This is a genomic window from Photobacterium lucens, assembly GCF_009873615.1.
In the GTDB taxonomy this organism is placed as follows: domain Bacteria; phylum Pseudomonadota; class Gammaproteobacteria; order Enterobacterales; family Vibrionaceae; genus Photobacterium; species Photobacterium lucens.
Genome location: NZ_SSMG01000135.1, coordinates 1 through 12,477, shown reverse-complemented (window position 1 = coordinate 12,477; position 12,477 = coordinate 1). Strand labels below are relative to the sequence as shown.

Below are 12,477 nucleotides of genomic sequence, written 5' to 3'. Positions count from 1 at the left end.
GCACGAGGAATATATTGATCTAAAGTTAATTTTTTTTCAGGCTGATTTTTGTCTGCTTTTACTGCACGATGAGTAAAAGTAATGCCATCAAAAGCGGAATCTAAAATAGGTTCAGATATACCATTTGAACGTGCTTCAGCTTTTAATTTATTTATGTATGCGTTAAATCCTTCATCAGCAGCAAAAGCTGTTGAGGAAATCCCTAATCCTAAGGCCACAACGGCCGATATTAAACGCTTATGCATAATAACCTTAATTAACTCTGCCGGCTTTGTCGGCTTTATATTGATCCAATAAGTTAGTCACTGGCGGTGGAACTTGAAGATAAAATCCAACCGTATTTAATGCCTCTTTCACTTTTTCAACATCGGCCAATGCTAACTTTCTACCATCAAGCTTTAACACCATAACAAATTGTGGTTTACCAAATGTAGTCATTAATGCTTCAGGTACATCTGAGAAATCATCTTTCTTATTAATATATAAATAAGTGTTATCTTTTTTTAAGCTTTTATAGATTGCACACAACATCTCAATTCGCCTATTTGTTAAAGCTTCCTCTTTCAGACCACAATTTTAACGTATCATTCCCCATTGGTTTATTTTTCACCATAAAGGATGAGACTTTTGTCTGAAATTCCAACGTCAAAGCAAGGATAACTTGCCCCTAACTGCTAGGGAATATACCATGCTACTACCTTTGTGATAATCAACAAGAATGGTTAATTTAATCACTAACCATAATAATGCCCATGACCAAGACAGCTGAACTTAAAGGGAGCTCGTTCACGCTCTCTGCACTTCATTTAATTGATGGTGATATTAAAAAAGCAACTGATCACCTAAAAGAAAAAGTTGAACTCGCACCTAATTTCTTCGCCTCTGCTCCTGTTGTTATCGACATTTCTAATGCAGGCAAAGACATTAACTTCAAGCAGTTAAAGGCAGGAATTGTTGACGCAGGTATGATCCCTGTGGGTATTAGTGGTTGCAAAGAGCCAGAGTTACAAAATCAAGCAAAATCTGCAGGTTTTGCTATTATGAATGCCGCTCGCACGGTGAAAGAACCAACAACAGCAGAATCTACTGAAGTAGAGCCTTCTCCTCAGCCAGTACAAGGCCGAGAGTCTGCACTTATCATTCGCACCCCTGTTCGTTCTGGTCAGCAGATTTATGCTAAAAATCGTGACCTTGTCATTCTAAATCATGTGAGTGCTGGCGCTGAAATTATTGCTGATGGTTGTATTCATATTTACGGGACATTACGCGGACGAGCAATTGCTGGTGCCAACGGTGACCAAGAAGCAACAATTTTCTGTCAGAACTTGCAATCTGAGCTAATTTCAGTTGCAGGGGACTACTGGCTAAGTGATAACATTCAGGAAGAGTTCTGGGGCAAAGGTGTAATTATCTCTATTGCTAATAATACACTCAGCATCGAGCACCTGGCTTTATAAAGTTTTAATAAGGAATTGAGTAAATGGCACGAATTATCGTTGTTACTTCAGGTAAAGGTGGCGTTGGCAAAACAACTTCAAGCGCTGCCATTGCATCTGGCCTAGCATTATGCGGTAAAAAAACTGCAGTTATCGATTTTGATATCGGTCTGCGTAACCTAGATCTCATTATGGGTTGTGAACGCCGTGTCGTTTATGACTTCGTTAATGTTATTAACGGCGAAGCAAATTTAAACCAAGCACTAATCAAAGATAAGCGCGTTGACAACCTGTTTGTTCTTCCAGCATCTCAGACTCGTGATAAAGATGCACTTTCTCGTGACGGTGTTGAACGCGTTTTAAATGACTTAGATAAAATGGGCTTCGAATTCATTATCTGTGACTCACCAGCAGGTATTGAAACAGGTGCATTAATGGCACTTTACTTCGCTGATGAAGCGATTGTAACAACGAACCCTGAAGTCTCTTCTGTTCGTGACTCTGACCGTATCCTAGGTATCCTAGATTCTAAGTCACGTCGTGCAGAAGATGGCAAAGAAGCGGTTAAACAGCACCTTCTACTTACTCGCTACAATCCAACACGTGTAACACAAGGTGAAATGCTAAGCGTTCAAGATGTTGAAGAAATTTTGCATATTCCTCTTTTAGGTGTTATTCCTGAAAGCCAAGCAGTGCTAAACGCGTCTAACAAGGGTGAACCAGTTATTTTCGATAAAGAATCTGATGCTGGTATTGCTTATGAAGATACAGTTGCACGCTTACTGGGTGAGGAACGCCCGTTTAAATTCTTAGAGGAAGAGAAGAAAGGCTTCCTAAAACGCTTATTTGGAGGCTAACTTTATATGGCACTGCTCGAGTTTTTCCGCCCGAAAAAGACGAAAACAGCGAACGTAGCGAAGGAAAGACTACAAATTATCGTCGCTGAACGTCGTAGTGCTGGACAACCGGCTCCAGCCTACCTACCTCAGCTAAAACAAGATATTTTAGATGTGATCAGTAAGTACGTACAAATCGACCCAAATCAAGTGTCTGTGAACCTTGATCATAAAGAGGAAGATTTATCCGTACTCGAACTTAACGTGACGTTACCTGACGAAGAACGTTAATACAGAAAAACCCGCAGAGAGCGGGTTTTTTCTTATCTAAGCTTTAAGTAATTTGCACTTAAGCCTTCTCATCTAAAATCGTTAATACACGTTGTTCAAACAGATCACGACGCCAGTTTTTCAACATTTCAGGGCGTTTATCTTCTCTGCGTTCATGTTTCCATGCCCAAGAAAGCACTTGGTGAATTTGCTTTTTCGATGCTAGAAACTCAGGAGCTAACCCCGTTTCTTTCTCTACTTCAGTCACCACATCTTTAATGTATTTCACCATTTGCTTATAGCCAGGGAAATCGACTAAACGCTCAATTTTAGCTGGGTAGTCTTGTACTGCAATGCGATCACAATCATGCACCATCTTCAATAAACGATTACCGTGACGCTGGATCTCCATTGGCTCAAAGCCTTCTTTCTCAAGCCCTGCTCGTGACTTGATATTAAAGCGAGCTAACTTCCATAAGTGTAACTCTTTAACGATAAAGTTTAAGGCAATATCACGTTTCTGAGCTTCACGTACTCGCCATGCTGCTACCTTTTGTAATACAGCCAATTGCGACGGATTTAACTGCCATGCATTTTTGATATCTAAATATGCTTTCTCAGGGTCGACTGGTTTAATGCGGCGTAACATTACAGAATTACACTCTTGCTGCAGCGCTTCCATATACCCTGTTGCTTCCACCTTCGCGAGTAAGGTTTCATACAACGGCTTTAAATAGTAAACATCTGCCGCTGCATAATCTAATTGCTTAGCGGTTAATGGACGAGCAAGCCAATTTGTACGCGCCTCACCTTTATCTAGCTCAATACCTACATATTCTTTTACTAATGCACCAAAACCCGTTGAAATACCATGACCTAAAAATGCCGCCATTAGCTGAGTATCAAGCATTGGCGTTGGTAGGCAACCTGCGTGGTGTTGGAACACTTCTAAATCTTCACCGCAAGCATGAAGAACTTTAATTATAGATTGATCACGTAATAGTGCCCATAACGGCTCCATATCATCAATCTCTAACGGATCAATTAATGATAAATGCTCACCATCGAATAATTGAATCAAACCTAAACGCGGATATAACGTGCGCGTACGGACAAACTCTGTATCCAGCATAACGGCAGCCTGCGTTCTGGCTGAGTCACAACGCTGTTGTAATTGCTCGGTTGTTGTAATTATATCGAAGTTCACATGATACCTTTTCGGTGCAGGGCTAAATCATTAACCTTTTAGTAAATTATATTAAGAAAAATGCCGACGCATTAACGTCGGCATCTATAATATCGTGCAATGGTATGTAATTACATATCTCATCAAAAACTGACGAGTATTTTTACATCCTTAGCTAGCGATACTTATTGCTGTTGTGCTTTTTTGTCAGACTCTTCACGTAAAACACGACGTAAGATCTTACCTACGTTGGTTTTTGGTAAATCATCCATAAACTCAACAACTTTCGGGATCTTGTAACCCGTTAAGTGTTGACGACAGTGTGCAATCAACTCGTCTTTGGTTAAGCTTGGATCGCGTTTTACAACACAAAGCTTCACTACTTCACCAGACACTTCATGTGCTTGACCGATCGCTGCCACTTCAAGCACTTTGTCGTGTAGTGCAACAACGTCTTCGATTTCATTTGGATAAACGTTAAAACCTGACACTAAGATCATGTCTTTCTTACGGTCGACGATATGTAGGAAACCTTCGTCATCAAACTTAACAACGTCACCTGTTGATAACCAACCGTCATCCGTTAGCACTTCTTTGGTTGCTTCAGGACGTTGCCAGTAACCTTTCATCACTTGAGGACCACGAACTTGTAGCTCACCCACTTCCTCAATACCAACCACGTTACCTTCATCATCAACCATACGAATTTCTGTTGAAGGGACAGGTAAACCGATAGAACCATTGTATTTGGTTAGATCGTAAGGGTACGCTGCAACCAATGGTGAACACTCAGTTAGACCGTAACCTTCAAGTAAGTAATTGCCCGTGATCTTTTGCCATTTTTCTGCAACAGCACGCTGTACAGACATACCACCACCAACAGATAGGCGTAAATGGCTAAAATCTAGCTCTTGGAAATCTTCGTTATTGATCAACGCATTAAATAGCGTATTTACACCAGTAATAGCCGTAAATTGGTAACGCTGTAGCTCTTTCACAAACGTTGGAATATCACGAGGGTTAGTGATCAATAGGTTTTGACCGCCCATTTCCATTAGCAGTAAACAGTTAACCGTTAATGCGAATACGTGATATAGCGGTAATGCAGTAACAATAAGCTCACGGCCTTCCGTTAATACAGGACCATAAGCACCTTTCGCCTGCATCACGTTCGACACCATATTATGGTGAGTCAAAATAGCGCCTTTTGCTACACCTGTAGTGCCGCCCGTGTATTGTAAGAATGCCATGTCATCGCCAGTAATAAACGGCTTAACATATTGCATACGACGACCTTTACGCAACGCCATACGCATAGATGTAGCATGAGGTAAATGGTACTTCGGCACCATTTTCTTAATGTACTTAACAACGAAGTTAACTAACGTGCCTTTAGGACGTGATAACTGATCACCAAGGCTAGTTAGAATAACGTTCTTAACACAGGTATTTTTAACAACAGCTTCTAGCGTATGAGCGAAGTTAGAAACGATAACGATCGCTTTCGCGCCAGAGTCATTTAACTGGTGCTCTAACTCACGTGGTGTGTATAACGGGTTAACGTTTACCACAACACAGCCTGCACGCAAAATACCGAACAGTGCGATAGGATATTGCAACAAGTTTGGCATCATTACCGCAACACGGTCGCCTTTTTGCAACTTCAATTCATTTTGAAGGTACGCGGCAAAAGCACGGCTACGCTCTTCCAATTTACGGAAGGTCATCACCTGGCCCATGTTAATAAATGCCGTTTGATCAGCATACTTACGTACAGACTGTTCAAACATATCAACTAATGACGAATATGCATCCGGATTAATTTCTGCCGGTACATCTTTCGGATAGCGGCTAAGCCAAACTTTATCCACTTGCACTCTCCTTATTATTAGACTGCGTTGCGACCTATAGCGATATAGGTAAAGGCTGCAATGAAAAATTAAACAAGCGTTTATTTGCCTGCATTACAGCATAATTAACTTATAATTAACATCTTGCTAAGTTTACTGAGCTTGAAACTTTGAAGTCACTCATTGAAAAGCAAAGATTAATCTCTTTGAGGGGAAATAAAGCCTTGAATACAATTAGATACCACATCAGGCTGCTCTAAGTGACAATGGTGCCCCCCTGCAACCACTACCTGAGAAAACTGTTTAATGCCGTATTTTTGTTGCGGATTGTCTCGCAAAATAGGAAAACCATGACTACCGACAATTGAGTAAATCGGTACTTCAATCGACGACATAATGGCTTGTGCTTGCGATAACGTCATTCGATACAACGAATCACAACGTAAGCGATGATCATGTCGCCAATACCATTTTCCATCACGCTCTACAGTCGCACGTTGGACAACCGATACTAAACAGGTCGCCGGCAAACCATTCACATTAGCACGAAGCTGCAATGCTTCATCAAACGACAACATTGCCCGTGCTTTACGACGCTCACGCTGTTTGCGATATTGCTGACGACTTTTCAGTCCTTGCCTTAATCGCTGTACCGTTAAAGCAGGCTCTTCAATCACAGGAGCCAATCCTTCGATTAAGATCAACTGCTCAACGTGCTCAGGATAAGCAGCACAATAACAGCTTGAAATAATCGCGCCCAGTGAATGACCAACTAAACACACTGACTTAACAGGTAGTTGTAAAATCACCTGGTGTAAATCATCAATATAATCGAAGAAATGATAATAGTTATCTTCACTTCGAGATTGCGATAACCCGTGCCCCGGCAAATCAATCGCTGCAAGATTAAAGTCATCCTCTAATCGTTGCCAAAGCGTTGAAAACGTCGCCGCATTATCTTGCCAGCCATGAAGAAACAACAACACAGGCTTGTTATTTTCAATGGGCTCTGAGAGCGAGAAGTTCGCCAATCCAGCTAACTCAATTTCAGCAAGGCGAAAGGTTATCGCTTCCATCAATTACATTACCACTCTGTCTACGACACGGCCTTCAATACCAAACGGTGGCATAAAGTAATCATCGCCCCAGAATCCACAATTAAAGCCAATACAACGGTTAAATCGCATTGGTGCTTCCATTTGGATTTGTTGCTGAACCTGCCAAATTTGCTCACCTGTCACAGTAACAACAGGGAAGGTGTAATCGTATTGACCGACTTTGCCTATTTCCGTTCCAGTGTATTGCCCCACAACAGTTAATAAACGCCCTTTGGCATACTCAATAGGATCGAGAAAGCCAGGTACATTCGCAATAAATCTACCTTGAGGTTTACTGTGTAAGAGTGGTCGACCGTCAGAGGTTAACGGCAATGCGACAATTTCAATCCGTGTTTGCTTTGCTTCATTTTTAATCGAAGCAATGATCCCACCTAACCTTACTTCCTGATGTTGCATTACAGTAGGATGCTCGGTGATAACGTGTAAATCTGTGATAGGATTTTTCGTTTTAGTCTGCAAGCTGGCTGGAACGCTGGCGCAGCCTACCATAAAGATCAATATCAGCCCAAGAAATAGCTTACGAAACATATAAAACCTCACCATAACTGTTCAATTTAACAGCAGAAACACTCATCAATGCACAGTCTGCTGGCACCTTATTTTAAAGTGTTAATAGCGAGGAGAATATAGGAAGTGGGAAAGGTTTTAAACAACCATATCAATACCGATAAGATTTGAGAGTTGTTCTTTACGGCTATGAAGCATCACATCCATATAAGCCGTCAATGCTTTTTGATGCTTACCATCAGGACAGTCATATTGCAGTTGACGGTATTCTTGATTCGCCAACTCAGGCGATTGCGCCACAGACGATAATGAAGAGGAAACAGGAGAAACAGCCTCACTCGCTGACGCTGTTTGTTTTGCACTTTCTGTTTTATTAGTTGAATTGAGTGGCTTTGATGGTAAAGAAATAACACCATGATTAATAGTTACCATAATCCCCTCTCATCATCCAATAAACCCAAGATTCATCTATACCCAAGCGACTTCAATATGCCTGATTCAGAACAAAGTCACTGAGTTGAATTCAAGGAAGACAACGAAGCGGAATAGCGAGCTCTTTCCAAGTTGTCTGACGCAAGAAGTCGGCTCAGTGACACGTTCCCAAAGGGCGAGCGTCCTTAGCTCTCAGACTTTGTTAACGATTCTCAATGTAGAACCACTATATCTACGAATCGTTGCCGCGCCTGAGAACTAAGGTCATCTCGCTGAACACTGCATCTTGAGGTTGCTTGGGTATATAACGAGAGTAGTAGACATAGCTACCACTCTCACTATTGATACGATCACTCGCGACCTGGTAGCTTTTTCCACGTCACGGTATCACGTAAGTACACAGGGCTTGCTTCTTCTGCAAGTACTGCTTCACCACGAGCAAATGAAAATTTCGCAAGCTGCACCATATCTTGTGAATCAGGGTATAGCACTGTGCCTTGCTGCATTGCTACAGGTAATTTGCTTAGGGTTTCAGCATACGCATCCCAACCTGTACCTGCCGTTAACCAAATGCCAGATTCTGTTTGCATCGATTCAACTAACGCTTCTGGTGAAATCACTTGTTCTGCACCGACGACTTGCCAATCACCATCCACTTTACGTTGGTATTGACCCCAATATAGTTCGCCCATACGTGCATCAATGGCTGATAATACGTTCTCAGCTTGATGAACACGGTAAGTACCTTGCGCCATTGCAGCCAGCGTAGAAACACCAACCATAGGTAAATCAGCACCAAATGCTAAGCCTTGCGCAATACCGATGCCAATGCGCACACCAGTAAAGCTACCAGGGCCTTGACCATAAGCTAATGCGTCAAGTTGGTTTAATTTAAGACCAGCTTCTGCAAGTACCGTATCAACCATTGGCAAAATTTTTGTTGTGTGTTCACGTGGTGCGTATTCACAACGAGAAATAACTTCATCACCCACTAAAAGGGCAACAGAACAGTTTTCAGTTGCAGTATCTACTGCCAAAATTTTGGTGCTCATTCAAGCCTCTGAATGTTGGTTGTCATCTTCAATAACAGTGATGTTATTAATAGTAGACAAAAAGTCACTAACTCCTTCAACACTTCGAGTGCGAGGAATTGGCGGTAAACTTCGTAAAAATACAGCGCCGTAATGCCTTGTCACTAATCGATTATCACAAATGATCAGTGCGCCTTTATCTTTGGTATCACGGATCAAACGCCCAACCCCTTGCTTTAAGGTGATCACGGCATCTGGAATTTGCACTTCAGCAAACGGATCGCCACCACGCATACGACAATCTTCAATACGTGCTTTTAATAATGGATCATCTGGCGCTGTAAACGGCAATTTATCAATGATAACACAGCTAAGGGCTTGTCCTCTAACATCAATCCCTTCCCAAAATGCACCTGTTGCCACTAATAACGCATTTCCGTGAGCAAGGTATTCATTCAGCAGCTTTTGCTTGGTTGTCTCACCCTGTGCTAGCACAGGTAAACTGAGCGTTTCTCGAAACCCTTCGACAAGCTCTCGCACCATTTGATGAGAGGTACAAAGAAAGAAACAACGCCCGTTATTAGCTTCAATCACAGGCGATAATAACGCCACCAGCTTTTTCGCTAAGCCATAGCTATTTGGCTCAGGTAAATGACGAGGCACACACAAAAGCGCTTGCTGGTTGTAATCAAATGGACTTTCTAATGAAAACTGCTTTTTCGGCTCTAACCCAAGGCGATGGCTAAAGTGGGTGAAGTTTTCATCCACAGCAAGCGTCGCTGAAGTAAATATCCACGCCCCTTTTTGCTCTGCCATTTGATCTTTGAATTTATCAGCTACCGTCAGCGGCGTAATATTTAAACTGAATTGTCTTGGCGTACATTCATACCAATAGGAGTAACCCGTAATAGATGTATCTGCCATACGCTTTAATTTAGCTTTTAACGTCGCAGCTCGTTCAAAGGCAGTATCTAAAAGCTGGCTACGTCCTAATGCTAATTTCAGTACATCATAGGTAAGATCGAGCGCATCGGATAATCTCGTTAACTCACGCTGAACCGCTGGGGTTTGTGAGGCTTCTCGCCAGTTTCCACGAAATCCGGGATCGCCTAAAATAATCCGCATTTCAAACGCGGCTTGTTGCAAACGATCCGCTGTTTTCTGTAACTGACGCATATCACGCGCTTCAGTGCGATAGCCGATATCAATATCTTTTGCCAATTCAACCAGTTGGCGACTAGTCAGGCTTTGACCAAAATACTGACTAGCGATATCTGGCATTTGGTGAGCTTCATCGAAAATGAACACTTCAGCTTCTGGAATTAACTCACCAAAGCCTGTTTCTTTGATCGCTAAATCAGCCAAGAATAAGTGATGGTTTACTACTACGACATCCGCTTCCATCGCTTTTCGACGCGCTTTAACCACAAAGCATTCGTCATAAGACGGACATTCACGGCCTAAGCAATTGTCATTAGTGGACGTGATCAACGGAATAACAGGGCTATCTTCTGCGACATCGTCACATTCACCAAAGTCGCCTGATTTTGATGATGAAGACCATTGGCGAATTTTAACCAATTGAGTAAGCAGTGTAGGATCCGATTCCACATCATGACTTTCTAATACTTGGCGATTTAAGCGATCAATACATAAGTAATTTGAACGCCCTTTTAGCAATGCCACTCGCCCTGTAAAGCCAATCGCATCCGCCATTAATGGTAAATCACGATGAAATAGCTGCTCTTGAAGGTTTTTAGAACCAGTACTGATAATCGTTTTCTTGCCACTCAACAAAGCGGGAATCACATAAGCAAAGGTTTTGCCTGTGCCCGTTCCGGCTTCAACCACCAGCTGAGACTCATGTTTGATTGCGTCAGCTACTGCATTCGCCATATCAATTTGGGGTTGGCGAGCTTGAAAACCCGGAATGGCTTTGTCTAACGCACCGCCAGAGGCAAAAAACTTCGTTATCATCTACTTCGCACTATTGGTCATATATACAGTATCTATATTGTCATTATGCCAATTATCTCCTCAACCGACCAGCACTCTCCTTTCACAGAACAGCAATTATCCACCTTCATTTCTCATTAATCAGAGAAGCAAAGACATAAATGCTTTGACCATAAGGTTAAATCTAGGTAATAGTTAATTAAGATCTTTGTAACACGCAGCATATAAACAGGCGTGAATCGTAGTCAGGAATCGACATGGAAAAGAAAACACTTCTCACGGAATGCCCAGATGACATGGGTCTTATCGCGAAAATCACCAATATTTGTCACAAACACCAACTGAACATCATCAACAATAAGGAATATGTTGATAACACGCATGATCAGTTTTTCATGCGTACCGAGCTGGAAGGCTATTTTAATGACACCACCTTCCTTGCCGATTTAGATCATGCATTGCCACAAGGCAGCAAGCGTCGCTTAATTAGCTCTGATCGCAAAAAAGTCGTGATCATGGTAACCAAAGAGGCTCACTGCTTAGGTGATATTCTGGTTAAAGCGTTTGATGGCTCGCTAGATATTGAAATTGCAGCAGTTGTGGGTAACTACAACACACTACAAGGGCTAACTGAAAAATTTGATATTCCATTCCATCATGTGTGCCATGAAGGTTTGAGCCGTGAAGAGCACGAACAAAAGTTATTAGAAGCGGTACAACAATACCAACCTAACTATGTGGTACTGGCAAAATACATGCGTATCTTAACGCCAAATTTTGTTGCTCAATTCCCTAATAAAATCATTAATATTCACCATAGTTTCTTACCAGCATTCATTGGTGCAAAACCGTATCAGCAAGCATTTGAACGTGGTGTGAAAATCATTGGTGCAACAGCGCACTTTGTAACCAATGATCTTGATGAAGGGCCAATCATTACCCAAAACGTTATCCCCGTGGATCACAGTTTCAGTGCCGCAGAGATGGCAAAATCAGGTCGTGATGTAGAAAAATCAGTGCTCAGTAAAGCATTAGGGTTAGTGGTAGACGATCGTGTGTTTGTTCACAGCAACCGCACCGTTATTCTTTAATAACTAAATACACAATTAAAAAAGCGCAGTCATTACCGCTCAAAAAGAGTCGTAAACTGCGCTTTTATTATTTCAACTTTATTCGACGTTAAGCTTGTTCACTTTCCAGTACTGCTTTTAACGAGTGACCATGTAATTTGATACACACACCATCACGTTTAAAAGCAAAAGTTGGATTTGGTAATCGTTCATTATCACCTGCTGGTGAACTAGCTTTTACCTTAATGCCTTTCGCTGCTAAACCATCCCAATCTAAAGTCGGTAATTGCTTTTGCAAATCTTGTTTTAATTCATCGGTTGTGCGTGCGGTTGATGGCACAACAAACTCAATGTGTTCCCACCCTTGCTTCGGATAAACTTTATCGCTTGGATATGGTAATTCCAACGCTTCAAATGACCAATCGCCAGCTTGTAATGGTTGCTCAAAACCAATGATCACAATTGGGCGTCCATTGATCATATTATTCGACCATTCTTGACCATAAGTCAGCCATGCTTGATGTAATTCTTCTGCCAACGTTTGATCGTTAACACGCAAAGCAATGTGATCGGCTTGAAAGCCTTTTAGTGAAATACCTAAATCATCGATTAATGCGGTAATGGCTTTCATGAAGTCTGGTAATTGCGCAAGCATTTGCGTTGGGTGAAGATGATGTTGTTCTAACGTGTTCATGAATTAATCCCATTATTGACGACTGAAACTATAATTAGGTGAAGTGAATAATTATCCATTTTTAATGATTTATTGAAACAGGAATTTAACG

The 12,477-nt window shown here is 41.7% G+C and carries 14 protein-coding genes; 4 read left to right on the top strand and 10 right to left on the bottom strand.

Annotated elements, in window-relative coordinates:
- Both E5A76_RS06795 and E5A76_RS06790 read right to left on the bottom strand, forming a co-directional pair.
- Positions 1–245 (bottom strand): lytic murein transglycosylase (locus E5A76_RS06795; RefSeq protein WP_187695579.1); only part of this gene is annotated, 245 nt, incomplete at its 3' end.
- A 7-nt stretch (positions 246–252) separates the two neighbouring features.
- The gene (locus E5A76_RS06790) at positions 253–531 is read right to left on the bottom strand and encodes a YcgL domain-containing protein (RefSeq protein ID WP_023932967.1); all 279 of its coding nucleotides are present in this window, start codon (positions 529–531) and stop codon (positions 253–255) included.
- 221 nt (positions 532–752) lie between these two features.
- Here E5A76_RS06790 and minC point away from each other — a divergent pair, with 221 nt between their 5' ends.
- Genes minC through minE form a run of 3 tightly spaced genes read left to right on the top strand, consistent with a single transcriptional unit; the run spans position 753 to position 2,563 of the window.
- A complete protein-coding gene (gene minC / locus E5A76_RS06785; protein WP_053988432.1) occupies positions 753–1,457 on the top strand; it encodes a septum site-determining protein MinC in 705 nt (234 codons plus the stop codon).
- A 23-nt stretch (positions 1,458–1,480) separates the two neighbouring features.
- Positions 1,481–2,293, top strand: coding sequence for a septum site-determining protein MinD (gene minD, locus E5A76_RS06780; protein WP_053988433.1), 813 nt, complete (start codon positions 1,481–1,483; stop codon positions 2,291–2,293).
- Positions 2,294–2,299: 6 nt separating this feature from the next.
- Positions 2,300–2,563: a cell division topological specificity factor MinE gene (minE, locus tag E5A76_RS06775; RefSeq protein ID WP_005370595.1), complete on the top strand. Its 264-nt coding sequence runs from the start codon at positions 2,300–2,302 to the stop codon at positions 2,561–2,563.
- A 58-nt stretch (positions 2,564–2,621) separates the two neighbouring features.
- Here the strand turns inward: minE and rnd are convergent, their stop codons facing one another.
- From rnd to E5A76_RS06740, 7 genes are all read right to left on the bottom strand, one after another.
- The gene (gene rnd, locus E5A76_RS06770; protein ID WP_161118481.1) at positions 2,622–3,749 is read right to left on the bottom strand and encodes a ribonuclease D; all 1,128 of its coding nucleotides are present in this window, start codon (positions 3,747–3,749) and stop codon (positions 2,622–2,624) included.
- A gap of 164 nt (positions 3,750–3,913) precedes the next feature.
- Positions 3,914–5,599: a long-chain-fatty-acid--CoA ligase FadD gene (gene fadD / locus E5A76_RS06765; protein ID WP_053988435.1), complete on the bottom strand. Its 1,686-nt coding sequence runs from the start codon at positions 5,597–5,599 to the stop codon at positions 3,914–3,916.
- A 176-nt stretch (positions 5,600–5,775) separates the two neighbouring features.
- Positions 5,776–6,654: an alpha/beta fold hydrolase gene (locus E5A76_RS06760; RefSeq protein ID WP_161118480.1), complete on the bottom strand. Its 879-nt coding sequence runs from the start codon at positions 6,652–6,654 to the stop codon at positions 5,776–5,778.
- Between the two features lie 3 nt (positions 6,655–6,657).
- Entirely contained in the window at positions 6,658–7,224 is a 567-nt protein-coding gene (locus E5A76_RS06755; protein WP_053988437.1) for a Slp family lipoprotein, read from the bottom strand.
- A gap of 117 nt (positions 7,225–7,341) precedes the next feature.
- Positions 7,342–7,635, bottom strand: a complete 294-nt coding sequence (locus E5A76_RS06750) for a hypothetical protein (protein ID WP_161118479.1) — start codon at positions 7,633–7,635, stop codon at positions 7,342–7,344.
- 350 nt (positions 7,636–7,985) lie between these two features.
- The gene (tsaB, locus tag E5A76_RS06745) at positions 7,986–8,687 is read right to left on the bottom strand and encodes a tRNA (adenosine(37)-N6)-threonylcarbamoyltransferase complex dimerization subunit type 1 TsaB (RefSeq protein ID WP_161118478.1); all 702 of its coding nucleotides are present in this window, start codon (positions 8,685–8,687) and stop codon (positions 7,986–7,988) included.
- Positions 8,688–10,643, bottom strand: coding sequence for an ATP-dependent DNA helicase (locus E5A76_RS06740; RefSeq protein ID WP_161118477.1), 1,956 nt, complete (start codon positions 10,641–10,643; stop codon positions 8,688–8,690).
- A gap of 236 nt (positions 10,644–10,879) precedes the next feature.
- Here E5A76_RS06740 and purU point away from each other — a divergent pair, with 236 nt between their 5' ends.
- A complete protein-coding gene (gene purU, locus E5A76_RS06735) occupies positions 10,880–11,713 on the top strand; it encodes a formyltetrahydrofolate deformylase (protein WP_161118476.1) in 834 nt (277 codons plus the stop codon).
- Positions 11,714–11,801: 88 nt separating this feature from the next.
- On the opposite strand, the gene E5A76_RS06730 is transcribed toward purU, so the two are convergent.
- On the bottom strand, positions 11,802–12,386 hold the full coding sequence (locus E5A76_RS06730; RefSeq protein WP_161118475.1) for a VOC family protein: 585 nt from the start codon (positions 12,384–12,386) through the stop codon (positions 11,802–11,804).
- Between the last annotated feature and the right edge of the window lie 91 nt (positions 12,387–12,477).